25 protein-coding genes are annotated in these 24288 nt (G+C 65.5%); 13 read left to right on the top strand and 12 right to left on the bottom strand.

Translation table 11 applies throughout. From position 1 onward, the window contains the following. Positions 1–4: 4 nt before the first annotated feature. The 3 genes from MKK75_RS00980 to MKK75_RS00970 are packed head-to-tail and all read right to left on the bottom strand — an operon-like array spanning position 5 to position 3260. Positions 5–2305, bottom strand: a complete 2301-nt coding sequence (locus MKK75_RS00980; RefSeq protein ID WP_244040767.1) for a type IV secretory system conjugative DNA transfer family protein — start codon at positions 2303–2305, stop codon at positions 5–7. Positions 2306–2313: 8 nt separating this feature from the next. After that, positions 2314–3072, bottom strand: coding sequence for a hypothetical protein (locus MKK75_RS00975; RefSeq protein ID WP_244040766.1), 759 nt, complete (start codon positions 3070–3072; stop codon positions 2314–2316). Then, positions 3069–3260: a hypothetical protein gene (locus MKK75_RS00970; protein WP_244040765.1), complete on the bottom strand. Its 192-nt coding sequence runs from the start codon at positions 3258–3260 to the stop codon at positions 3069–3071. The genes MKK75_RS00975 and MKK75_RS00970 overlap by 4 nt, the downstream gene beginning before the upstream one ends. 307 nt (positions 3261–3567) lie before the next feature. Between MKK75_RS00970 and MKK75_RS00965 the strand changes: the two genes are divergently transcribed. The 6 genes from MKK75_RS00965 to MKK75_RS00940 all read left to right on the top strand — a co-directional run bounded on the left by MKK75_RS00965 (position 3568) and on the right by MKK75_RS00940 (position 9681). Further along, complete coding sequence (locus MKK75_RS00965; protein WP_279593474.1) at positions 3568–4245, top strand: 2,3-bisphosphoglycerate-dependent phosphoglycerate mutase; 678 nt, start codon at positions 3568–3570, stop codon at positions 4243–4245. A 147-nt stretch (positions 4246–4392) separates the two neighbouring features. Further along, a complete protein-coding gene (locus MKK75_RS00960; RefSeq protein ID WP_244040764.1) occupies positions 4393–5490 on the top strand; it encodes a YeiH family protein in 1098 nt (365 codons plus the stop codon). A gap of 283 nt (positions 5491–5773) precedes the next feature. Next, entirely contained in the window at positions 5774–6997 is a 1224-nt protein-coding gene (locus MKK75_RS00955; RefSeq protein WP_244040763.1) for a molybdopterin-dependent oxidoreductase, read from the top strand. An 11-nt stretch (positions 6998–7008) separates the two neighbouring features. Further along, positions 7009–7347: a c-type cytochrome gene (locus MKK75_RS00950; RefSeq protein WP_244040762.1), complete on the top strand. Its 339-nt coding sequence runs from the start codon at positions 7009–7011 to the stop codon at positions 7345–7347. Positions 7348–7532: 185 nt separating this feature from the next. Next, a complete protein-coding gene (locus tag MKK75_RS00945; protein ID WP_244040761.1) occupies positions 7533–8516 on the top strand; it encodes a beta-propeller fold lactonase family protein in 984 nt (327 codons plus the stop codon). A gap of 79 nt (positions 8517–8595) precedes the next feature. After that, on the top strand, positions 8596–9681 hold the full coding sequence (locus MKK75_RS00940; protein ID WP_244040760.1) for a molybdopterin-dependent oxidoreductase: 1086 nt from the start codon (positions 8596–8598) through the stop codon (positions 9679–9681). 3 nt (positions 9682–9684) lie between these two features. On the opposite strand, the gene MKK75_RS00935 is transcribed toward MKK75_RS00940, so the two are convergent. The 7 genes from MKK75_RS00935 to MKK75_RS00905 form a co-directional block, all read right to left on the bottom strand. Further along, positions 9685–10056, bottom strand: a complete 372-nt coding sequence (locus MKK75_RS00935; protein ID WP_056250466.1) for a YidH family protein — start codon at positions 10054–10056, stop codon at positions 9685–9687. Beyond that, positions 10053–10943 carry a LysR family transcriptional regulator gene (locus tag MKK75_RS00930; protein WP_244040759.1) on the bottom strand — a complete coding sequence of 297 codons (891 nt, stop codon included), beginning with the start codon at positions 10941–10943 and terminating at the stop codon, positions 10053–10055. Before MKK75_RS00930 ends, MKK75_RS00935 begins: the two co-directional genes overlap by 4 nt. Further along, entirely contained in the window at positions 10940–11749 is an 810-nt protein-coding gene (locus MKK75_RS00925; protein WP_244040758.1) for an anti-sigma factor family protein, read from the bottom strand. Before MKK75_RS00925 ends, MKK75_RS00930 begins: the two co-directional genes overlap by 4 nt. Then, positions 11746–12255 (bottom strand): RNA polymerase sigma factor, encoded by a 510-nt coding sequence (locus MKK75_RS00920; RefSeq protein WP_244040757.1) that lies wholly within the window; start codon positions 12253–12255, stop codon positions 11746–11748. Before MKK75_RS00920 ends, MKK75_RS00925 begins: the two co-directional genes overlap by 4 nt. Before the next feature lie 13 nt (positions 12256–12268). After that, positions 12269–12652 carry a hypothetical protein gene (locus MKK75_RS00915; protein ID WP_244040756.1) on the bottom strand — a complete coding sequence of 128 codons (384 nt, stop codon included), beginning with the start codon at positions 12650–12652 and terminating at the stop codon, positions 12269–12271. Between the two features lie 297 nt (positions 12653–12949). Then, positions 12950–17206 (bottom strand): MobF family relaxase, encoded by a 4257-nt coding sequence (gene mobF / locus MKK75_RS00910; RefSeq protein WP_244040755.1) that lies wholly within the window; start codon positions 17204–17206, stop codon positions 12950–12952. A 34-nt stretch (positions 17207–17240) separates the two neighbouring features. Next, positions 17241–17534, bottom strand: coding sequence for a hypothetical protein (locus MKK75_RS00905; RefSeq protein ID WP_244040754.1), 294 nt, complete (start codon positions 17532–17534; stop codon positions 17241–17243). Between the two features lie 265 nt (positions 17535–17799). Here MKK75_RS00905 and MKK75_RS00900 point away from each other — a divergent pair, with 265 nt between their 5' ends. From MKK75_RS00900 to MKK75_RS00885, 4 genes are all read left to right on the top strand, one after another. Next, positions 17800–18276, top strand: a complete 477-nt coding sequence (locus MKK75_RS00900; protein WP_244040753.1) for a hypothetical protein — start codon at positions 17800–17802, stop codon at positions 18274–18276. After that, positions 18170–19138: a P-loop NTPase gene (locus MKK75_RS00895; protein ID WP_409567495.1), complete on the top strand. Its 969-nt coding sequence runs from the start codon at positions 18170–18172 to the stop codon at positions 19136–19138. The genes MKK75_RS00900 and MKK75_RS00895 overlap by 107 nt, the downstream gene beginning before the upstream one ends. 71 nt (positions 19139–19209) lie before the next feature. Continuing rightward, positions 19210–20013: a hypothetical protein gene (locus MKK75_RS00890; RefSeq protein WP_244040751.1), complete on the top strand. Its 804-nt coding sequence runs from the start codon at positions 19210–19212 to the stop codon at positions 20011–20013. After that, on the top strand, positions 20013–20363 hold the full coding sequence (locus tag MKK75_RS00885; protein WP_244040750.1) for a hypothetical protein: 351 nt from the start codon (positions 20013–20015) through the stop codon (positions 20361–20363). The genes MKK75_RS00890 and MKK75_RS00885 overlap by 1 nt, the downstream gene beginning before the upstream one ends. Positions 20364–20391: 28 nt before the next feature. On the opposite strand, the gene MKK75_RS00880 is transcribed toward MKK75_RS00885, so the two are convergent. Next, on the bottom strand, positions 20392–20808 hold the full coding sequence (locus MKK75_RS00880; protein WP_244040749.1) for a hypothetical protein: 417 nt from the start codon (positions 20806–20808) through the stop codon (positions 20392–20394). Positions 20809–21028: 220 nt separating this feature from the next. Here MKK75_RS00880 and MKK75_RS00875 point away from each other — a divergent pair, with 220 nt between their 5' ends. The 3 genes from MKK75_RS00875 (at position 21029) to MKK75_RS00865 (ending at position 23636) form a co-directional block, all read left to right on the top strand. Next, a complete protein-coding gene (locus MKK75_RS00875; protein WP_244040748.1) occupies positions 21029–21910 on the top strand; it encodes a hypothetical protein in 882 nt (293 codons plus the stop codon). A gap of 368 nt (positions 21911–22278) precedes the next feature. Next, positions 22279–22881 carry a hypothetical protein gene (locus tag MKK75_RS00870; RefSeq protein WP_244040747.1) on the top strand — a complete coding sequence of 201 codons (603 nt, stop codon included), beginning with the start codon at positions 22279–22281 and terminating at the stop codon, positions 22879–22881. A 437-nt stretch (positions 22882–23318) separates the two neighbouring features. Then, on the top strand, positions 23319–23636 hold the full coding sequence (locus MKK75_RS00865) for a hypothetical protein (protein ID WP_244040746.1): 318 nt from the start codon (positions 23319–23321) through the stop codon (positions 23634–23636). Between the two features lie 3 nt (positions 23637–23639). On the opposite strand, the gene MKK75_RS00860 is transcribed toward MKK75_RS00865, so the two are convergent. Next, positions 23640–24107, bottom strand: a complete 468-nt coding sequence (locus MKK75_RS00860) for a hypothetical protein (protein ID WP_409567494.1) — start codon at positions 24105–24107, stop codon at positions 23640–23642. Positions 24108–24288 lie beyond the last annotated feature (181 nt).

The following is a 24288-nucleotide window of genomic DNA, read 5'->3' as shown; positions in this document are numbered from 1 at the left end:
TCCCTTAAGCTGCTTCAAGATCGATAATATCTGACCGGTCTCCACCGGCCCGCTGGACGATTGCGAAGGCGAACCCTGAACCAAGCAAAAGCTCGTCAGATTCGACCTTGGGACGCCAAGTCAGACCGGACACGAGGGTATCCTTGACCTTGTCTTCCTGCCGCCACGCAGCGGCCTGCATCGACGAAATCTGCTGCGTCTGGTCCTGCATCGTCCGACGCATCAGGAACCGGGGATCATACGAGACGGCATCCCGCATCGAGGTCGTGTCGAGCCTCGGCACGGTGGGGAAGAATGCCTGAGACATCCTGGCCTCGGGCAAAGCCGGCGTACGGTCGGGCTGAGCGAGTTCGCGGGCGCCCTGGGTCGCGAAGAACCGGGGCTCCGGTTCCCATGCACGTGGGAGTTCGCCCGCAAGCTTTCGCACATAGTCGATGGTCGAAAGCTCCTCGGTCTTGAGGATAATCTTGGACCGCAACAGATTGACGATATTAGCGGTTTGATCTGCACCAAGAACTTGATGAAGTGCAGCAATGGATTGCGTTGCTGCAATCAGGAACACTCCGGTTTCGCGGGCGATGTTCCAAAAGCTGGTGTCGCTGTCCGGGCCGGCCGTGACGAGCATCTGAAACTCGTCGGCGATAAGGGCGCATGACGTGTTCCGGCACGCCTCGGGATCTGTAACGAGGCGCTTGCGTGCCGCGACATAGAGCCGGGTCTTGAGCCAGACGTTGACCACCTTCCCGGCGAGGCCCCATTCGGTCTCGCCCACGGCGACCATCAGCACACCGCCATCCAAGGCGTGCTCAACGTCAACGATGTCCTCGTAGCTGCCACGGAAGAAACGGTCGGCGAGGGCACGGGCACCCGAGAGCTTCCCGAGGACCACGTTGACGTTGGCGACGATGCCGGAGCGGGTCTCTGTCGCCATGGGAAGCCAAGTCCCCCGGAGCCACAGGACGGATTCGAGGGCCTGGGGGACAGCGTTGTAGAGGGCGGGAGACACGTCGCCCGGCTCGGCGTCGGCGAGGAGGTCGATGCGCTCGCACGCTGCCTTCTGTGCCTGTTCATCGGTCGCCAGGCGGGCAAGGCCGAGGAGGGAGTAGGGGCGAAGGTCTCCCCACGTCGCAACGGTGTCCTCGTCCTGGTCCAGAACGTAGGCGATGGCGGCGGCGTGCATGATGAGGCCCGACGCGGACTCGGGCCAAAAGTCATCGGCCGGCTTGCCGGCGACCTGGCCGCTCACGGCCTTGAAGGTCGTCGCCACTTCCAAGGGGCTCATGCCGGCGAGGAGATCTACGCCAACCTGGCCGGGGCCGGTGCCGATCACGGCCACGTCGTCGCGATGCTCGACGCTGGGAAGCACGTCGCGCCAGAGGGTGCCCTTGCCGTCCGTGATGTAGGCGCCGATCCGATGCCCGGCGCCCCAATCGGCATTCATGATCCGGGAGACCATCGGGCGGATGAACTTGCGCGTCTTGCCGGTGCCGGTAGCACCGAGGCACAGCACATGCTGGCGGATGGATTCGCCGTCGAAGGCCACAACCTGTCCGGCGGACGGGCTCTCCATGTCGCCACGCGCCCGGAGCGCGCCCGTTGCCGTTCCTACGGCGAGAAGCGGCATGTTGGAGAGGCGGCCGGACGCGTCCTCGACCTGGCGGGCATAGGCTTGATATTCGGAGCCTCGGATATCGGCCTTCGCCTTGAAGATCAGCAGAGCATCGCGAGTGGGGGTACGAAGCGGCTCGCTGGCCTCCTGCCACCACACCTTAAGCGCCCGCCACGATGCGAAAAACCATGCGGCGGGGAAAAAGAGGAGCGCGAGGCAGAGGCACATCAACAGGCCGGAGGCACCGACGAACACGGTTTCCAGCACCCGGAGCACATACCAGGCGACGATAGGCGACCACGCCCCGACTTCCTTGGCCCAAAACGGATACTGCGTGCCGCCCTGCCACTGCCAGAGGCGATAGACGATGGCGGCGGTGAGGATCGCGAACACGATCAGCGCCGTGCGCTTGGCGGCCCTGCCACCGGACTCGACGGCAGCGGTGAGCACCGCCGGGGTGAAATGGTGCCAGGCCAGCCACGTGACGGACGCGCCGCCCAAGAGCCGGCCGTCCCACACGACAGGACGGCGGATATCGGCCGGGATGTCCTTGTAAAGGGTCGGCCACTGGCGCTCGGGCCACGTCATCTCGGCGGCGGAGCGGCGGTCTCCCGACAGGATGGGGTCACGGGCGCCCCGGAAGGTTCGGCCGAGAAAGCCCGGCAAGCCCTGGGCAACGGATGTGATGATGCTCATGGCTGGCCTCAGTTCGATGCCGGGCGAAGGTCGTTGATGTCGGGGATGGCGCGGGTCTGCGCGCATGTCGGGATCGGCGGTCCAAAGCTCTGCTGGCACCCGAACTGCGAGAACGTCACCCACCCCCAAGCACCGTCCACCATCGCGACGACGTGGATGCGGGGCTGGGCGCCGGCCGGCGAAACCGTGACGATTCCGGTGTCGAGCCGGGCCACGTGCTCGGTGAGGGCCTTGGTGGGGCGCGTGACCTTCGGTGCCGTCGCGAGAGCCGGCGTTGCCGTCCAACGGTCGGTTTCGAGCCGGTTGGCCTGCAAATCCGTCAAGACCGCCGCAACAAGGTCAGTCCAGCCCTTCGCGGAGAGGCCGCGCGAGCGGGGAACGTCCTGTAGCCAGGCGTAGCGGTAGCTCGTGCGAACGCCGCCTTGGAGATCCACATACGTGTTGGGATCGTACGTGAGCCCGTCCCGAACCCACTGCGGGAGGCTGTAGCTGACCATGGGCAGGGGCAGGCGCGGCAGGGGAAGCGTGAAGCCCGCAAGATTAGCGGCAACGTGAAGGGTGTGGAGCCCGACGGCTGCAAAGACCGCGAGGGCGGGGAAGAAGAGAAGCTTGCCGGCGCGTGCGGTTTGGCGGCCGAGAACATGGCCCGGAGAGACAAGCTGCTCCCAATCCTGGGGACCGGCCTCGGGGCGCCGGGCGGGCGATGTCTGCGGTGCCGGCGTGCGGGTCGAACCGAGGAGGGCGTGCTGGGAGATCGGCGCGTTCACTGTGCGAGTTCCTGGCGGAGAATGACGGCGTGGGCCTCGATGGCCTCGCGAACGACATCGGACACGGAGACACGGCTCCGGTCGCCGCGCATGGCGCGGGTGAGCGCGACCCTTCGAACAAGGTCATGCTGCTCGGTCGTCAGAACTACGGCTGTAGTTGTACTTAACGATTTCTGACGGTCCGCCATGGCGGCAACTCCTGATGACTGACTCTGTCATCAGTTCAACACCAAAGGTATTAGATACAACCTAAGAGGGTTGCTTAAAATTTATCGAATAGGCCGTTTTTGCCTTTTATCGGTGTTTCTTATGACACTGATAATAGAAATGCCCCTTGTCCTAAAAGGTCCGAGATGGGTGGGAAGCAGCTTGGCTGCTTTCAGTCGCAAGACGTTCTTAAGCGGACCTAGGATGACCCGCCGTCTCCGGATGGACGGTCCAACCCATCGCATGGTCGAAGTTCGTTAAAGTCGGATGCCGACATCATCAGAGGCGATGCGACCGGCACGAAAGTGCTCTGCCTCGGGAGACAGCGTGATTCACGATTGCAAAGCCCCGGTCACGCGACATCTCGTGCTGATCCGGCATGGCCAGAGCGTAGCCAACCGATCCGGCCTGTTCACGGGATTGCTGGACTCGCCCTTGACCGAGCAGGGCCGGATGGAAGCCGAGGCAGCCGGGCGGCGTTTGGCCGAGCGCAGCTGGCGCTTTTCTGCAGCCTTCACTTCGACGCTGACGCGGGCCGTCGTGAGCGGCCGGCTTATTCTCGATGCGCTCGGGCAACCCGGATTGGTCCCCCAACGCTTCGCCGCGCTCGACGAGCGAGACTACGGCGACCTCAGCGGGCTCGACAAGATCGCCGCCGATGCGCGCTGGGGGGCGGAGCGGATCGAGACCTGGCGCCGCTCCTACGCCGAGGCGCCGCCGAACGGTGAGAGCCTGCGTGATACCGTCGCCCGCATCGTCCCATGCTACCTCCGAACCATCCAGCCGGCGGTCATGGGCGGAGACGTGCTCGTCGTCGCCCACGGCAATTGCCTGCGGGCGCTTGTCATGGCGCTTGAAGACCTGAGCCCCGCGGAGGTCGAGCACCTCGAACTCCCGACGGGCTCCATCAGGATCTATGAGCTTGCTGCGGACACGACGATCAAGGCCCGTTGGATCGACGGGTGAATCCGCCTGTCGGCCCCCCACAATGGGTCTCCGCAAACTCTGAAGGGGTCCTCCTTTCATCTATTTCAGTGATGGGAAGCATCTAATCATTCCGTTGGAGTGAATGAACGGGACCTGGGATCCTCCGGCATCACATCGGAGCCATCCATGTCCGCGCCCAGACTTTTCTCCCACTCTCGTTCGACGCGTGCCTTGGCCGGCACGAGAGCCATCCTTCCGGGACTGGGCCTCTGCGTGGCGGTTACCGCCGCAGCGGTCGGCTTCGAGGCCGTCGAGACGCACCTGTTCGGTCGCGCTTGGCTCGAAGCCTTGGTGCTGGCGATCCTGCTCGGGAGCGCGATCCGCACCGCCTGGACCCCGTCGCAGCGTTTCTTTCCCGGCATCGCCTTCGGGGCCAAGACCGTGCTGGAGATCGCGGTCGTACTACTCGGCGCGTCGCTCAGCCTCGCGACGATCCTCGCCGCCGGACCGGGCCTGCTCTTCGGCATCGCGGGCGTCGTCGTCGTGACGATCCTGTCGAGTTACGGCATCGGCCGAGCGCTCGGGCTGCATCCGCGCATGGCGATCCTCGTGGCCTGCGGGAACTCGATCTGCGGCAACTCGGCGATCGCGGCCACGGCACCGGTGATCGGCGCCGACGGCGAGGACGTCGCCGCCTCCATCGCTTTCACCGCGGTGCTGGGCGTGCTGGTGGTGCTCGGCCTGCCGCTGCTGGTGCCGCTGCTCGGTCTGTCGCCGATGCAGTACGGCGTGCTCGCCGGACTCACCGTCTACGCTGTTCCGCAGGTCCTCGCCGCCACCGCGCCGGTCGCGGCGCTCAGCGTCCAGGTTGGAACCCTGGTGAAGCTCGTCCGGGTGCTGATGCTAGGCCCGGTCGTCCTGGTGCTCTCGCTCGGCGCAAGCCGGCTGCGCGAGGAGACCGACGAGGCCGCCCCCGGCGTCACCGCCGGCGACCGCCCGGCCCGCGGCGGCCTCGCGATCCACCGCCTGGTGCCGTGGTTCATCCTCGCCTTCCTGGCGCTCGCGGGCCTTCGCTCGGCCGGGCTGGTCCCGCAGGTCGCGCTCGCGCCGATGTCGGAGACTGCCAACGTGCTGACCGTGGTCTCGATGGCGGCGCTCGGCCTCGGGGTCGATGTGCGCAGCGTCGCTAAGGCCGGAGCACGGGTGACCCTGGCGGTGGTCGCCTCACTGCTCGCACTCGGCGCCGTCAGTCTCGGCCTGATCCACGTACTAGCCCTCGTCTGATATCCGCGATGGTGCGGCCTCAGCGCTGGTTGGAGTCAGGGAAAACGATGATGCACCCATGAGAGCCTGACGGCATCGATCCAGGCTCTCTTCTCGCGCGATGCCCGACAACGCACGAGAGATTGAAAGTCTCCGAAACATCGCATTGAGAGATCGTTCGCATCGCGAGAGACCGTTGGTGGGAATAAATCGCATCCCGTAGCATCTCCTTGGTCGCAAGAAATCGCCACGGACCCGGTGCCCTCGAACGCATCGACGCCGACATTCTTTAAAGAGAGAAACCATGCACGGACTGGACAGACCGATGAACCGCCGCCTCGTTTTGGGTGGACTTGGGGTCGGCAGCCTCGCCGCCGCGATGCCGGCCTGGGCCGCGGGCGCGGTGAAGCTTCCGCTGCCCGGCGGCCCGGACGAGCGGGCGCTGACCACCGCCTTTCCGGGCAAGGGCGAGATGATCCTTCAGCGCACCCATCCGCCCCTGCTGGAGACGCCGTTTTCGGTATTCGATGAGGGCGTGTTCACCCCCAACGACCGCTTCTACGTCCGATGGCACTGGGCCTCGATCCCGACCGAAGTCGACGCCGGCACCTTCCGGCTTAAGGTCCACGGCCACGTCGATAAGGAACTCTCGCTCTCGCTCGACGCCATCGCCGGCCTGCCGCGCTTCGAGATCGCCGCGGTGAACCAGTGCTCGGGCAATTCACGCGGGCTGTTCGAGCCGCGGGTGCCCGGCGCGCAATGGGCCAACGGCTCGATGGGCAACGCCCGCTGGACCGGCGTGCGCCTCAAGGACGTGCTCGAACGGGCCGGGGTGAAGGCCGGTGCCGTGCAGGTGCGCTTCGACGGCCTCGACGCGCCGGTGGTCGACGACGCGCCCGACTTCAAGAAATCGCTCGATCTCGATCACGCAAGCAATGGCGAGGTGATGATCGCCTACGCGATGAATGGCGAGCAATTGCCGCTGCTCAACGGCTTCCCGCTCCGGCTTGTGGTGCCGGGCTGGTACTCGACCTATTGGGTCAAGATGCTGTCCGACATCGAGGTGCTGGACAAGCCCGACGACCAGTATTGGATGAAGACCGCCTACCGCATCCCGGACGTGCCGGGCGCCAACATCAAGCCCGGCCAGACCGGCTTCAAGACGGTGCCGATCAACAGGATGGTGCCGCGCTCGTTCGTCACCAACCTGCAGGACGGCGCCAAGGTGGCGGCAGGAATGCCGGTGGCCATCCGCGGCATCGCCTTCGGCGGCGATTGCGGGGTGAAGGCGGTGGATTTCTCCGGAGACGGCGGCGCGACGTGGTTCCCGGCCCAGCTCGGCGCGGACGAGGGCCCCTACAGCTTCCGCCGCTTCGACGGCAGCCTGCCGGCGCCGGCCGCCGGGACCCACACGGTCAGGGTCCGCTGCACCAATACCAACGGCGTCGCGCAAGGCATGGACCGGGTCTGGAACGCCAACGGATTCATGCAGAACGGCATCGAGACCGTGTCCTTCCAGGCCGCTTGAGGAGAACAGCCATGAACACGATCCGCCCTGCGGCCCTCATCGCCGCACTCTTCCTGTCTCCCCTGATGGCGCTCGCCGCCCCGGCTCCCGAGCCGATGCGCTTCACCTCGCAATCGATCGAGATGCCGACCTCCGACCGGATCTTCCCCGACGGACCGGGGGCCGAGGCGGTCAACAACAACTGCCTCGCTTGCCACTCGGCCGGGATGGTGCTGACCCAGCCCAAGCTCACGAAGGCGCAGTGGACCGAGACCGTCAACAAGATGGTCCACGTCTACAAGGCGCCGGTCGATCAGGCCGACGTGCAGACCATCGTCGACTACCTCACGGCGTTGAAGCCGACGCCCTGAACCCCTGTATCCCGAGGCCGCCGCGCTCTTTTCGCCGGCCTCGGGGAATAAACTGCGCCTTCCGGCATCTCCTCAGGGCGATGCACGGCCGGCCCGGCCTTGCACTACGGATTTCCGATTTCGAACCAGCCCTCACGGCAGGCCCCGGCCGCCGAACGAGCGCGCATGCCCGAGAGACCCGCTTCATGACCCATATCCGCACCAGCCTCCGCACCCTCCTCGCCGGAGCCGCCTTGCTCCTAGCCCAGGCCCAGCCCGGGTTCGCCGCCGGCTTCGACGGCGCGATCAAGAACAACGCGCTGGCGCTGAACGCCGCCGGGACCGTCGCCGCTGTGTCGAACAGCGAGGAGAGCGCCGTCGTCGTCTACGACGTCGCCAAGGGCACGGTGCTGCGCCGCCTCGACGGCTTCGTCACGCCGCGGAACATCGTGTTCGCGCCGGACGGCGCCCGCTTCTACGTCTCCGACAGCGGCACCGGCCGGATCACGGTCTACGAGACCGCCACCGGCAAGGAGGCCGGCGTTCTCGCCGCGGGCCCCGGCGCGTTCGGCACGGTGCTCTCGGCCGACGGGACCAAGCTCTACGTCAATAACGAGGCCGCGAGCACGCTGACCGTGTTCGACACCAAGACCATGCTCGCCGAGGCCGTGATCCCCGGCTTCGCGCAGCCGCGCCAGGGCGTGAAGCTGTCGCCGGACGGCAAGACCGTGTTCGTGACGAACTTCCTCGGCGACAAGATCACGTTGGTCGATACCGCCACCAACAAGATCACCGGCGAGATCGCTGGGTTCGACAAGCTGCGCGCCATCTCGATCACCAAGGACGGCCAGACACTCTTTGCCGCCAACAGCGGCCGCAACACCATCGGCGTGGTCGATGTCGCCGCCCGCAAGGTCACGTCCGAGGTGGCGGTGGGCAAGGACCCTTACGGCGCCGCGCTGACCCCGGACGGGCGCTTCGTCTATTCGGGCAACCTCAAGGACAACTCGCTCTCGGTGATCGACACCGGCACCCTCAAGGTCGTCGCCACGGTGACCGGCCTGAACGAGCCGCGCCAGGCAATCGCGTTCTCGGCCGACAACGCCCACGCCTACGTCCTCAACCGCGACCTCAGCGTCGCCGTGGTGGACCGGGCGAAGAACGCGGTCATCTCGACGATGAAGCCCTGAGGCGACGCGCGCCGGGGGCCTTGTCGGTTCCCGGCGCGTTCTCGTCTTCGACACGTCACGAACGCAGGACAAAGACCCCATGCTCGGCCTGTTCCAGCGCAAGGACCGCCTCATCGTCCACGGCAAGGCGCCCTACAACGCCGAGCCGCCGCTCGATCGCCTGCGCGCCGCCTTCCTCACCGATCAGGCCGACTTCTACGTCCGCAGCCACGGCGACATCCCGGCCCTCGACGCCGACGGCTACCGCCTGACGGTCGACGGGATGGTCGCCACGCCCCTCGAATTGTCCGTCGCCGATCTGAAGGCACGCTTCGCGCACGTCACCGTCACGGCGGTGATGCAATGCGCCGGCAACCGCCGGGCCGACATGCTGGCTGTGGCCCCGGTCTCCGGCGACCCGTGGGCGCCCGGCGCCATCGGCAACGCGGAATGGACCGGGGTGCGGCTCGCCGACGTCCTGCACGCGGCCGGAAGCGATGCGGGCGGTACGCGCCACGTCGCCTTCGAGAGCCACGACCGGATCGCGAAGACGGACACGCGCTTCGGCGCCTCGATCCCGCTCGCCAAGGCCCTGGCGCCCGAGACGCTGCTCGCCTTCGCGATGAACGGCGAGCCTCTCGCCCCCGAGCACGGCCATCCCCTACGAGTGGTCGTTCCGGGATTTGCCGGCATCCGCAGCCCGAAATGGCTGGCCCGCATCACTGTGCAGGACCACCCCTCCGACAATCCGATGCAGGCCGACGACTACAAGCTATTCCCGCCCGACGTGACGGCCGAGACCGCCGACCCGGCCCACGGCATCACCATCGAGGCGATGCCGCTCAACAGCGCGATCTGCGAGCCCGCCCCCGGCGCAGCGTTGAAGGCCGGTCGGCACGCGATCCGCGGCTACGCCATCGCCAGCGATCGCGCGGTCGCCCGCGTCGACGTCTCGACGGATGGCGGCCGCAGCTGGGCGCAGGCCCAGATCGACCGCGATGCCGACGCGCCCTACGCCTGGACGTTCTGGGAGATCGAGCGCGAGCTGACCGCGGGCGAGCACGAACTCGCGGTGCGGGCCTGGGACTCCGCCGGCCAGACCCAGCCGGCCGCGCCCGACGACACCTGGAACTACAAGGGCTACCTCAGCGCCGCCTGGCACCGGGTACGGGTCACGGTGGCCTGACCGTCACGCCCAGAGCAGGGCGGTGGCCGCAAGGCCCGAGATCGCGATCAGCAAGGCCGCGATCCCGACGGTGAGGATGCGCGGCATCATCGGGATCTCGGCATCGGCGAGACGCGCCCGGATCGCCCGGTCCCGCCATGCGGCGCCGGCGAACGAGGCGAGCGCGCAGGCGATCAACGTGAGCGACAGCACCTTCAGCGGCCAGACCGCCAGCACCTCCCGCAGGAAGCGCTGCGCGGCCAGGCCGACGCCCAGGAAGGCGAGCCCGGTGCGAAGCCACGCCACGAACGTACGCTCGGCTGCCAGCACCGTCCGGTCCTCGGCGAGCCTCACCCGGGGATCGTCGGGGTGCACGGGTTTCGCAGGATCGCTCATCCGGGATCCGACGTTGCGATGAGTTCGAGCAGCGCGTCGGCGGCCCGACTGCGGTAGCGCTCCTTGTGGCGCAGCACCCGGAAGGGCCGGCTCGGTAGGGCGAACGCCGCCCGCACCAGCGTTCCGGCTCGAAGCGCGGCGGCGACCACGGTCTCGGACAGGACGGCGGCCCCGCCCCCGGCCTCGACGGCGGCGCGCACCGCCTCGTTCGAGGGCAGTTCGAGCGTGACCCAGAGTTGGGCCGCGGCGAGGCCAACCTCCGTGAGCGCCGCCTCGAAGGCCGAGCGGGTTCCCGATCCCGCCTCGCGCAGCACCCAATCGGCCCCGGCGAGGTCCTCGGGTTCGAGGGCGGTCGCCCCTGCGAAGGGATGGGCTGGGGCGACCACGAGGACGAGTTGGTCCCGCGCGATGGTGGTGCTCGCAAGCGTCGGGTCGTCGAGCGCGCCCTCGACGAAGCCGAGTTCGGCCTGCCCGGCGCGCACCGCGTCGGCGGCGTCGGTGGTGTTGCCGACCGCCAGCCGGATGGCGATCTCAGGGTAGGTACGGCGGAAGGCGACGAGGTGGCGCGGCAACCAATCGCTGGCGATGGTCTGGCTGGCGTAGAGAGCCAGCGTCCCGCGTCGAAGGCCGCTGAGGTCGGCGAGCACCAGTTCGGCGGCCTCGGCCCGGGCGAGCACGGCGCGGGCCTCGACGAGGAACACGCGCCCCGCTTCGGTCAGCTCGATCCCGCGGCCAACCCGGTGAAACAGCTTCGTCGCGTGCCGCCCCTCGATGTTGGCGATCGCCGTGCTGACCGCCGACTGGACGATGTTCAGCGCCTCGGCGGCCCGCGTCACGTGCTGCCGCTCGGCCACCGCCACGAAGATGCGAAGCTGGTCGAGGGTCATGGCTGCCGACGATCCGGCGCGAGGCCGCGGACGTGCGCATCGACCGCCTGCGCGACGGTGAGCAGCCGGGCCTCGTCGGTGCGGCCGGTGACGACGTAGGACATGCCACCATCGACCCAGGAGAAGGCAGCGATGTCGCCCTCTCGGGCGAAGCGGAAGAGCGTTCGCCCATCGCCGTCTCCGACGCGGCTGTAGAGCGTCAGCCGCGTGCCGTGGTCGTCGTCGTACATCAGCATCGCCGCGGATTCGGCGCCGGCTGGCAGCAGCCGCCCGCCCATCAGGCGAAACCCTTGGGCCGCGAGATCGGGGGCCGCGACCGCGTGACCGAGCCGCTTCGAGAGCCACGTCACGAGGTGGGGCTTCTCGTCGGCGCGCACCTCCACCGGATGCACCACCTCGACCACGAATGTGCGAAAGGCCGCGACCGCGTCCTGCGTCGCCGGTGCCTCCGCCACCATCGCCGTCGCGGGTCCGCCGCGCAGGGCATGGCCGACCCAGCCGCCGGCACCGCCGAGCGTGAGGCAGAGCACGGCTGCAGCCGCCATGGGGAACCAGCCCGCGCCGACGAACCGATGTCGCGGGCGAATGTTGGCCACCCGGAGCCGCGCCGGGATCGCCTCCTCTGCGATCGGCGCGAGGCGGGCACGCAGGCGCTCGCGCAGGACGCGATCCGCCGAGACCTCGGCCGCACGCGCGGGGTTTCCCTTGAGCCATGCCTCGACCAGCGCCTGCCGCTCGGGTTCGAGGCGGCCGTCGATCAGGCCGTGCAGGTCGTCCTCGCCGACCGGGCGTGGATCCCCGCTCATTTCACCCTCCTCAAGAGGCCGGTCCGGCCAGTTTCCAGAAAACTTCGCATCCGTGTTCGCGCCCGGCTCAACCGCGACATCACCGTGCCCAGCGGTACCCCGAGCACCTGGGCCGCCTCGGCATAAGACAGATCCTCCACCGCGACGAGCAGCAGCACCGAGCGCTGTTCCTCGGGCAAGGTATCGAGCCCGGCGAGTACGTCGCGAGCCCCCAATGCGGCTTCCGGGTCGCCACCCGGATCAGCGACCTGCTCCAAAGCCTCACCGTCGAGATCGACGCCGCGTCGGCTCCGGCGTCGGACGGCGCCAAGGAACAGGTTGCGCTCGATCGTGAACAGCCACGCCCGCAGGTCGCCGTCGCGGCGACGTCCGGACCAGGCGGACAACGCCCGCTCTAGGGTGTCCTGGACGAGGTCGTCCGCCGCCTCGCGGTCCCGCAACAGCGCCACGGCGTAGCGCCGCAGGGCCGGGATCTGCGGTTCGATAAGGGCGGCGATCTCGTCCACGAGGCTTTACCGATCAAGGCTTGGCGATGTGCCACGCGCCGTTGAGGAAGCCGTCGCCGGTGATGTCGCCGGGCTTGGTGTCCTTGGCAAAGGTGTAGAGCGGCTTGCCCTTGTAGGCCCACTGCATCGTGCCGTCGTCCCGCGTCACCATCGTCCAGTCGCCGCTGGCGGCCGAGCCGGAGGCGGCCATCAGGGCCGGCCAGTTGGTCGCGCAGGGGCCGTTGCACATCGACTTGCCGCCCATGTCCTTGTCGAAGGTGTAGAGGGTCATGCTCTTGGCATCGACGAGCGCCGGCCCCTTGGCGGTCTCGGCCGTCATGGCAGGCGCGGCGGCCTGGGCGGCCACGGCGGAGAAGGTGATGGCCGCAAAGGCGGCGCGGATCAGCAGATGGCGCATGGGCGAGGTCTCCCGCGGTCGAGCATGACCGCATCGTGAGGGATGTCGAACGGGCCCATCTATTCCGCTGACACACGAAAAAGATTGGTGACGTCAGCGTGACCGCCGACTCGTCCTCAATCACGGCATACGGCCGTCACCCAGGAGCAGTCAGAGGACTGATGCGGCGGCGTCACCACTCTGAAAGGCGGAGATCCGAGATCATGCCCTCGCAGGGCGAGATCGACTGCAACGTCTGCTTTCGAGAGATACGTTGGCTTGCTCTTACGGCGTAGTTGGGTCGATAGCAGACTGTCTCTAACGCGGCCGGGCAACACTCCGATGCTCCTCGACCGCCTGGCGAGCCGCCTCCGCCGTAAGCCGTTCCTGCTCGGCCTGGACCTGCATCTGCGTCTCGCGCTTCGCCTCGGCCTTCCGAGCTGCGGCCTGCTCGGCGGTCACGTCCCGGATGCGGTCGTTCCAATCCTTGAATGCCTCGCCGGGGTTCCGGTCCTCGATCTTGGCGTCGGGCTCGACCTCGCGGATGGCCTCACGGACCTTGGCGGCGAAGCGCTCGCCGTCCGGGCCGTTGTCCATGGCGACGTGCCATGCAGCCTCCGGGTGCCGGCGCGCGAGCGCCTTCACCGTGTCGATGGCGGCGTCGCTTGGGGTTCCGTCTGTGGACGTGAGCAAGGCTCGGCCGGGGCCGCCGTCATGCTGATAGATCGACAGGGTGTCGATGGCGGATTCCGTGATGTAGATGCGCTCCGGGGCTCGGGTTTCTCCGGCCTGCCAGAGGCACGGCGTTCCGCCAGCCGCAAAGCCCTTGAAGCCGGCACCGGTCTTACCGAAACCGCGCCGGGCATAGCCGACGATATCACCCTCGACGTTGCGGTGAGCAAAGGCCACACCGCCCCTATTCGTCGCCCGCTCGTGTTCGCTCTCTGCGCGGATGTCGGCCCGGAACCGAGACGCAATTTCCGGCGCGATCTGACGCTCTGTCGTGAGGTAGCGCGAGCCCGTGCCGAACATCTTGTGCCACTTGCGGCGCACGTCGGCGAGGGTCGGCGGCGCCTTCTCCGGGCCGCTGCCATTGACCTTGGACACCACAAGCGCACTCGGATTCCATGTCCTGAGACGGTCGCGAATGAAGTGAAGGGCCTGGCCGTAGCTGACACCCTTGGCCTTCTCGACCAGGTTCCAGATCACGCCGCTGCCACCCTCCCGGCCGGCGGTGGACACCCAAATCCACATGTCCCCCTTCCGGCTGATCGACACGGATTCATTGCCGTCCGACGTCTTGAACTTGCCGGCGCTGCCGCCGCTCCACGTCTCGACCATCTTCATTCCAAGATGATCCTGCGCGAACTGCATCAGGTTGGACCGCACCATCTGATCCCGCTCCTCGGGCGCCACACGCTGCGAGGGGACGGGATAGGCCACGGAAGCGTTCGTGCGAGCCGCCATGCGCTCGCGGAGGACGGATGCCGCGCGCTGCGAGGTAGTAGGAGACGAGGGGGCCTGCGCCTCGGCAGGGGCCTTGGCCTGGCCGGGGGCCTTCCATGCGGGGGAGCCGGGCCGGATCGGGAGGCGCGGCAACCCTGCCGGTGGCGTGAAGGGCTCGCGTGCCGGCTCCTCGACGGGCGGCGGTGGCGCGGCCTGGGCAGGCGCTTCCGCTCCGGCCCAAACCCGGAGGTTCGTGCCCTCGGGTAGGAAGTCGGATGCGTTGGCCTTGCTGCCGCTGATGGCGGATTCCTCGATCAAAGCCGCCCTGACATCGGCCAAGCTGATCTCCGGGGCCTTGGCGACCTCTCCGGACAGTCCGCGCTCCTCGGGCGCGACGCCCGGCTGACGAGCCTCAAGCTGATCCCGCACGCGTGACGTGTCCGCATAGAGCCGCACGCTTTCCCTGTGACGGGTCATGGCAACGTAGGTGCTCTCTGACTGCATCCCCCGGACATTGGCGACGTAGCACTGATCGACCGTCACACCCTGGGCGGCGTGAGTCGTCATCGCATAGGCATGTTGCAGCTTCGGAGCCTTGGCGGCTCCTTCCTCACGGAAGCCGACAAGCTCGGATTCCCTGGCCGTGACGGTCGCCCCGTTCTTCGCCATGCGGAAGGTCAAAACGGCCTCCCCGGTCTTGCTGACATCGACCCGCTCGATGCGCGCGAGATCCGCGTTGCGGATGGTCTGGCCCTGAACCTCGACCGTCTCACCAAAAATCACGTCGTCGCCGGCCGCGAGGGCGAGGGCGGCCGGCTTGCTGCCGCCCCTCGGGATGGCGTTGACCTCCGTATCCCGGCCCTGCGGGAGCATCCCCTGGGCAATCAAGGATTCGCGGACCCGGCGGTTGATCTCCTGCACGTCGACGTTCCAGCCGGTGAGCACGGCCCTCGTCTTGTCCGGGGCCTGCTGCCGGTCGGCGGCATAGTCCCGCACAAGGGCGTCAATGGCCGCGTCGCGGTCGTCGCCCCATGTGATGGCACCGGCCCGGTCGTAAGCCTCCAAGGCCGGCTTCGTCTCGCCCTTGGCGAAATCCATGCTGGCGGCGCGCATCCAGGCGCCCTCCTCCTGCGTCCGGCCCTTCTGCCGCTGGATCTCTTCCATGCGGCTCGTGCCGAGGCCCTTCACCAAGGCCCGCATCGGAGCGCCTGCGACGACGGGCGCGAGCTGGCGAGTGTCCCCGGTCAGAACGAGCTTTGCCCCGGCACTGCTGGCGGCCTGGACGAGGGCGGCCATGTCGTGAGTGCCGATCATGCCGGCCTCGTCGGTGACGATGACGGTGTTGCGGTCTAGCTCGATGTCCCCCTTCTTCACGCGGTGAAGGAAGCCCGCGACGGCGCGGGCCATTTCCTCGGCGGTCTCCGTGTCCGTCCGAATGACATCGACCGCCTTCCACGATGGCGCGATGGTCCAGACCTCAGCGCCGGCATCCCTGGCCGCCTCGGCGACCGACGCCATGGCGAAGGACTTGCCGGAGCCTGCGGAGCCCTCGACCACGGCCACGCCGTCGCGGTTGAGGGCATGGCGCACGGCGGCCTTCTGCTCCTCCCTCATCGTGGGCCGGTTCGCGAGCACACGGTCCAGTGCGGCGGCCGACACGAACTCCCGCTCGCCCTGCCGGGTGAAGGCATCCCGGAGCATGGCGCGCTCGGCCTCGACAAGCTCGACCGTCGAATACACGGACTCCTTGGCCTTGGTCTCGCCGAGGCGGATGACCTGCCCCCGCTCGGTGAGCCCCTTCACGGCGGCTAGCACCTCGTCCGCATTCGCCTCGCATTGGAGGGATTCGGCGACGTGGCGCAGCAAGTGCCGATGCTCGATCACGGCTTCCGTCTGTGTCACGGATTCGATACCGGCGAGGGCAAGCCGGCCAAGCCGCTCCTCGCGGGAGCCGTCGCCCTCGCGCTCGGTACGGGCTCGCTCGCCCTCGACGCGGGCGATCTCGAACAGGGAACGCGGGCTCCATCCGGCGTTCGTTAGTTCCCGCAACCACCGTTCCTCTAGGGTGGTGAGCGGGACATCCTTGTCCTTCGCGGCGCGTGTGTCGAAAGCTGCAATCTGCGCTGCTTCGCGGTTCGCTGCGGTGTTAAAGCCACCTTCCTTGGCGGCCTTGTCGATTTCTGCGCGTCGCTTCGAGAACTGTTCCAAAACCCGTTCGGGAATACCTGTAACCTCGAAGTTCCGCCCTTCGCGATGCGCCTCGACTCCAAGCTCTCGGCGGAGTTCGCTCGCGAGTTCACTCCTGTATAGCGCGGCGATGCCACCCGCATTTCGCAGGATGTCCTTATTGTCGATGCTTCCGGTCTTGCCGTCCGCCCGGACTGCCAGGTTGAGAAGCACGGCATGGCTATGCAACTGCGGATCCTGAGCCCGGCTCGTGAAATGCCGATAGACGGCGGCCGACACCTCCTCGACTGGCGTCCGTTCCTTCCCCTGGGCTCCTGTCCGGGTGACGATCAGGCCCTCGTCAAAGGCGAAATCGAGCGCTCGGCGCACGGCGCGATCATGGGCGGCCAAGATCTTGTCACGGACCTCGGGTTCCGCGAAGGCGGCAAGCACGCTCACACTCTTCGGGGCGGCAAACTGCATGTCGTACCCGACACTGCGCTTCCCGTTCGCCGACACCTTTACGAGGGGGTCCAACGATTCCGGGTCGCGGCCTTCGGCTAGGTCCCTCAACACCCGGCCGTCTACCTCGGTACCGTCCGCCGAACGGCGGAACGGAGAGGGAGTAGGAAGGGAAAGGGGTTCGGACCCGGCTCGACCTTGCCGCGTCCACCACACCCCGTTCGCCTCGCCCGCGCCGTTATCGGTATAATATGCGACCTGATCGCGGCCCTCGGCGTGGCCGTTCTTGAGGGTGCACAACGCCTTGTCGAACGCGACGGCATAGGCGGCCTCGTAAGCCTCGCTGCCCTCGCGGTGTGCCTTCGTTGCTTCCTTCCGGGCGTAAGCCGCTGCTGTGTCGTCAACCGTCGCACCATCGGAGACGAGGCCGGATTCGCGCTTGATCTGACGCGCCATGGACTCGTAATACTCGACGCTGGTGATTCGCGTGCATGTCATCATGGCGATGGCCTCAGCGTTCGCTTGTTGTTACGTATCAGTTATCAACAAGTTCGTTTTCGTTTCGAACGCGATATAGGTCCACGATGAAATCCGAGATGACCCGGATCTGGTCTCGGGTTTCCGCTGCATTCGCCATGATGTCGGCGGCGTTGACATTCATGCTCTCGGCAACGTGGGCGAACCTCTGCATGGCATCGGACGGCCCAAGGGAAGCGGACAAGGCTTCCTCGACGTAGAGATGAGGGGCGACCCCCCGCACTTTGGCGGCGGCCTGCACAGCATCCCATAGCGCTTCGTCTAGGGAGATGCGGACTTGTCGGCGGGTCATGCTTGCCTCCTTCTAGCTACAAGAGTGCCAGTCTTGGCAGTGGTTTACAAGGCCGGGAGGCAAGCTCAAGGCATCGGCGGTGCGTAGTGTGTCTCCTTCCAACCTTGCTAACCCCTACCCGGAGGCTTCTTAACTTTTTGCGAACGTATGGCTGCATAAATACGAAAGCCATGCGAACGCCCATTGTAATTTTGACGAACGCTGATAGCTTGACCCTGGTAACGTACCTTTCGCAAAGGGCATACGTCGCGAGAAAGGCCCTCTAATGGCAAAGCAAACGAACCCGGAAGCGCTTGCGGAGCTTCAAAGCCTCCTGCGCGACACTGCTAAGTCCGCCCCGCAAAGGACGGCCTCGATCTACGAAACCGTCAAGGGCCTCCTCCCGGACATTCGGGAGCTAAAGGCCAAGCGGTTCACCGATGCGGAGATCCGCGACATGTTCGCAGAGAAGGGATTCGAAATATCCCTTGGAACATTTCGCCAATACCTGCAACGCGCGAACCGAGAGGAAGGTGTAGCTCCCACGCGAACGACACCGAAACCTCGCGCGAGGATCAAGCAAGCTTCGGAGGTAACAGAGACGAAACCTGACGCGAACGCAGGAGCGAAGGCCAATGACACGAAGGCCGCGCCGGATGCGAACGCAACGCCTAAGCCGTCTGAACTGGCGGTTGCGCCGCGAGCAAAGACGGGCGCGGGCGCAAAGGCAACGGGACACCGGCTCAACGACGCCGACCTCTGAACACCGATTCGAACATCAGGACGAAGGGACCACGAACATGGCGCGAGCGGCAACTAAGGTGACGGAAAACACAAAGCGAAAGCGACTTGTGGGCGTCGCCTCCGAAAAGGGTGGCGTGGGCAAGAGCGTGACGGCTCGTGCTCTCATCAACCTCCTACGGTCACAGGGAACGCGCGTCGCCGCATACGACGCGGACGGCGGCGTGGGCGGCCTCGTCCGTGTCCTCGGCACCCGCGGGCCCGATGGACGACTGTCCGACGATCAGAGCCCCGTAGAGGGGGTCGCCTACTACAACGTTCGGGCGGAAGGCGAGCGGAACACCTTGCTCGATTGCATCTCAACCGGTGAGCCCCTGATCGTGCACGACCTGGCGGGCGGCTCCCTGGCCGACTTGATGAGGATCGTGGACGGCGGCGACGGGATCGACGGCCTCCTGGCCGCCTTCGAAGAGCATGGCTACCGCGTGACGCTCCTTCATCTCGTGAGCCCGGAAGTCGGCTCCTCGGCCTCCGTGGCCCGTTGGCTCGAACTGGCCGGAGACCGGGTGGATCACGTCGCGATCCGCAACACCCGCTGGGGCCGGTCTGAGGCGGATTTTCCGTTCTGGCATGGGTTCACGGACGGCAAGGGCGTCCAGAAGGGCGGCAAGACCCGCGAGAAGCTGTTGGCCCTGGGCGGGGTCGAAATCGACCTGCCGAGCATCCCTGCGGGCACCTTCGCCAAGGTGGATGCCGACAACCTGCCGTTCTCCTCGGCCGTCTCGGATTCGTCCCTGTCGATCACGGAACGGGCGCACGTATCGAAGTTCGTGCGGGAGTTCTCCGCCGCCATCGAGCCGGCCCGGCCATTCCTGGGCCTGTGATGACGTGATCCAAGGAGGGGGCTGCGCCCCCTCCCTGGACCCTCCCCCGTTCCCGGCTGTGAGCCCGTGTCATGCGTCCAGAGAGCAAGCAGCAATTCGAAAAGGCGGCCGACGTCCTCGCGCTCGATCCCGCTGCGCGGGATCTCGCATGGCGCCGGATCGCGGATCTCGGGCTCTCCCCGGACGATCCCACGGTGATCTATCTGGCGGTTGCCGGCCTGCTCGAAGCTGCCGCAAAGACGATTCCCGGTGCCATAGACGCCCTACCCGCCCGTATCGAGGAAGCGGCCAAGCGTGCGGTCGGGCCGGTCGCCAAGGCGGCCACGGCACGTGTGGAAGCGGCGCACGCTGCCCTCGCGGAACAGACCGGCGAAGCCGTGGCCGTGACCGCCCTGGCCCATTTCGAACGGGCCGACCGGCGACGGGATTTCGGGATCGGGCTCAAGCTGATCGCGCTCGTCGTCGCCATCGCCCTCGGCTTCGGCATCGCAGGGTGGGGCCTTGGGCGGTCGAACGTTACGGGCATCGCGACGGAATGGGCGGCCCTCGCCGCCCGTACCGATTCGCCATCATGGTTTAACCTGGCCCGGAGCAACGCCGACCTCGCCCTGACCCTTCGGACCTACTGCGGCCCCGGAGCGCAACAAGTCATCACCGTGAACGGCGGTCGCGCCTGCAACGTCCCGCTGTGGCTCGAAGGAAGCGCCGCACCGGCCGCCGGAGCCTCGCGCGGGGTCTACACCGGCCTAGTCGATTGGCTCGCCGGCTGGGGGCCGCTCTGGCTCATCGGGGCCGGTCTCCTCGCCGGCCTGTTCGGACGCAAGGCCCTCCTGGGGTTCTTCTCGACGGGACCGGTTGCCTGGCTGGTGAAGTGATGACCGATTGGCAGGAAGCCCTCTCCAAGCGCTACGCCTGGGCTGAGCGCACGTCGTTCGCCGTAGGGGAAGGTTGGCGCGAGCTTGTCGAACGCACGTTCGCACGCCTCGACGCCCTGGCATCAGCCCAAGGCGAGCAAGACCCGGATCTCGGCCTCCGGGTACTCGACGTGAAGGAAAAATACGGCACCCTGCGGATGGATGTCGTGCCGTTCCGCGACGATGCCGAAGCCATCGTGGACGATGCCGAAAGGCAATCGGAGACGATCTGCGACGTGTGCGGCAAGCCCGGATCGCTTCGCGGAGACGCTTGGCTCTCCACAAAATGCGACGAGCATTCCAAGAAATAGATCCCTATATAGATCTATATTTAGCAATCTATTTCGCTACAGAGCGCCGCTCAAGCGAATTGTCGAGCCCAATTTCTTTGGCTTTCAAATCAAAAGCGGCATCATATATTAGATTAAGCTCTATTTGAGCAGAACCATCATCATAACGCAGGCCAGTCGGTTTTAAATAAGGATGATCTGGTGCCAGCTTCGTAAGCTCGGCACGTAGAGCGCGGCCCTGAGCAAGAATTCCAGTTTTATGGGCGACCTCAAGCAAAAGGCTAAACTTGGCTTGCGCTAGCTCGGAACGAAGCCGGGCTATCTCAGTGTTGGCCTTCCCGATCTCGCCGTTGGCCTTCCTGATCTCGCCGTTGGCAATGTCGATGTTACGGTCATTGACAATACGCTCGCGACGAAGAGCGAAGGACATGCCTCGCGCTATGCCGATGGCCTCGTAGTCAATCATTGCCCCGACTCCTATGACGTTAAGCGCATGTCCGTGAATGAAACCACAAACGGTTTAAAAATTGGTCCACTGGCACATGCAAAATACAGTTAAAAACAAGCGAGCTATATCACGTCCAAGCAAAACAATTCGTAGCAAGCAGTAACTATCCGATGTAATCATAGATAGAGATCAGTTCGCATTCAGGTCTTGTTTATTTGACAGAGGCTAGTGTTGAGGCATGAAAAAAATCCGACGTTCCCTCAACATCTTCTCCGCGATTGCATTGCTCGGGCTGGCCGGCGGGGTCGTGCCGTGCAGGGCGGAAAAGGCCCCTCCCCCACTGGGAGAGGAGATCGCCCCCCCGGACGTGGCCGAAGCGAAACGCCAAGGGTTCCGGGTCGTTGAGTGGACGATGCCTGCGGACGCCTGCGCCAAGATCAAGCGGGAGATCGTGGAGCCGTTACGCGCTCGAAACGGTCATAGGGAGATCTTCGGCATCGAGTGCGCTACCGCCTCCCTGACCGGCGCCCGAGTTCCTGACATCCTGGTCCTGGCCCGTGGGGTCGGTGCGGACCTCAACGATTCGCGGCTGGAAGGGCATCGGCTGCTCGTCTTCACGCAAGCCGGCGAGCCCCCCGGTTCCTGGCGCATCGCCCTGTCAACGCAGGCCATGGCGGTCGGTCTGTACAGGCAGCAAATCGCCTCGATCCAACCCGGCGGCATCGTCCGATTCGAATGGGACGGGCGAACCTTCGCCCCCCGCCCTGCCTATGATAATTCCCGCTACGTCACCGGCCTGGACTTAACAAAGGATGGGTTCCGGCACCGGGTACGTCTGCGCTTCTCCCCTGGCGATGACCCGGCGGAGGGAATGCCCTACGAGGGCGACAGGGTGACAGCCGAGTGCCAAGTCACGAACCTCCGCACAGGCAACGTCCGCACCTATACCGGCTCCGGCCGGGCGGCCATGCGACAGGACACTATCGGCGGGGACGTAGGCCAGCCCCTCGGATACTTCGACCTCTTCCTGCCGGGGACCGGCGGATACCGGGACGGATTTCTGGACTTCAAAGATCCGCGATGCGGCTCCGGCATCCCTTCGTTTGAACAGGATTACTGAGACATTGAAGTTTCGTCGGGTCGATCCCAGGTGCAATTGACGCCGAGCAAAACGGGGTTGACCAATGGGACTCCCTACGCCCGCAAAAGCCGCTAACGCCCTTGTGCAAGGAGCGGCAACCGTTCGCGCCGCCAGCAAGCATGGCCCGGAAACACTCGTCTACGTCGTAGTCGCCTTTGCCACTTTGGCAGCGCTGGCCCATGTAGGTGCTAGCCCCATATGGATCGTCGTCGCAGGTGCAGGTCTAATTATAGGCTACCCTGCGTATACGTACCTTAGTGACGTGTTGAAAGACTCTACGACGCTGCGCCGCGCTAAAAACGGAGTAGGGGAAATCATCGAAAAGAAGGGATTCCTTGGAATTCTTCGTGGCATCTTTAAGTCAAACAAATAAAAGATTGCCCATGAGTGTCGAAGGAGAAGAGAAGATGGATATTTCATTTTCGGAATATGGATTACCTGCGATGGTAGTCATTACGATGATATCCATCTCAATTGCAGCAACTCGCGAACTCAAAGAGTATCGTGATAATTTGAGATATCAGATCATAGCTACAAACATTGCAAAATCAGACATAGAAAAAACGTTCAATCTGATTGAACAGATTGCTAATGATTCATCTACACCAGAAGACATAAAATACATTCTCAAAAACATAACCGAGGTTATTGTAGATAAAAACTTGGGCAGACAAGTAGCTCAGAGATTTATGAGTAACATTGGCGATCTAAGTTATAGAGAAAAATCTTATAACTATGCCCTTGATTCGTTGAAAGATCTAGAAAAAACTAACTCTCGAATAGCCAATGAATTCAAGGCAGTTCTAAAGAGTGGAATATGCGCTTTGTTACTCATGCACTCCAAAAAACCATCGGGAGAGATAGCAATCCGTAAGGCGATAATGAATTCGTCCGGTCTGATTCCAGAAATTACAAAAGTATTCGATCAGGTAGATTTAGTAGGCGCTTAACCTCTCCCTCCTGCTCTAAGCAGGAGGGAGATACCGCTGTAAAAACATGTCGTTTATGACACCGATAAACCTTGCAATTTCGGGTTCCACCCGGACAATCGAAGGGTCAACGGTCTCAGAGGTTTACCGTGCGCCTTCTCACCATCGCCCTCACCCTCATCGCCCTAATCACACCGGCCTCGGCTGCCGAGGCCCCCTATTTTCGCGTTCTGCCGCTCCCTCGGATCTCGGCCGCGCTGGTGACGGTCCCAACTGTGCCAACCTCACCCTCGACTGATCCGGCCTTGCCTCCGGGAATGTCGAACTCCGATCCGAGTACGGCATTGCCGCCTGGCATGGGCGTCGGTGAGACGGACCCGAGCCTGACGACTCCGCACAACGGCCTCCTGCAAATTGCCGCCCTTCCCGGTTGGTCCTGGGACGTTTTGTGGAACGGGATGCCGGCGAACCTGGCGCAGGTCCAGGTCTATCCAGGCGGCGGCAACACGGTCTTCGAGTTGACGGTGCGGGTCGGAAACGGCGGCTGCGCGCTCGCCACAATGGGCGTCGTCGCCTCAACCGGACAAGTGTCGTTCTCGACCTTCCGGGACGATTCGCACGGAGCCTGCCTAACGCCCTCGACAGCCGATTGGAGCACCGTCACGGGCCAAGCGTTCCCGTCCAGCGTCCGGGTCGTCAAAGCCGGCTCTCTGCCTACTGGAAACGGCTGGGGTTCATACACCAACACGTCGGCATCGTTCGCCCTCGCCCATTGATCCTCACGCGGCCCGGAAAATCCGGCCCAAGAAGGTCCGCCGCTCCGGTGGGGCCGGCACTGCCGGCGGCGCCGGAGGGGGCGCCAGGAGCGCCAGGCGCTCGGCCTGGGCCGCCCAACGGTCCCGGTCGGCGATAGCCTCCTCGGCACGTCGGCGCTCGGACTCGACCACCTGTTTCAGGCCCTCGATCCGCGCCTCAGCTGCGGCAAGGGCCTTTTCCGTCTCGGCGTCCCTCCCCGTTCCGGGCGGGGTCGCGTCGCGTTCCGCGCGACCGTCGCCCGCGACGGTTTCGGCGGTCGCACCGGGGATCTTGCACTCGTAGACCCGGCAAAGCTCCGCCGGGTCGATCTCATAGCCGCCATCCGCCTTGCGGGTGGCACTGAGCCGGCCGGACTGGATCGCACGGGCGACGGTGGTTTTTCCGACATCGGCGAGGCGCGCGGCCTGTCCGAGGCTGAGCATGTGGGACACGGGACCCCTCCGGTCGCGTCGCGTTCCGCGCGACGGGTCCCGGCTACGGTGCCAAGGTCACGTTGACGGCTGGTTAACCACGGGGTCGTCGGGGTCCGGGGGGCGCACGGAACCCGGCCGGGACGGTCGCACGGGCCACCGCGCGACTCCTGGCGGGACCCACCACGTCCACTCCCCGGAT

This window comes from Methylobacterium sp. J-030, from assembly GCF_022829545.1.
Taxonomy (GTDB): Bacteria; Pseudomonadota; Alphaproteobacteria; order Rhizobiales; family Beijerinckiaceae; genus Methylobacterium.
This window is presented reverse-complemented; position numbering and strand designations above follow the sequence as displayed.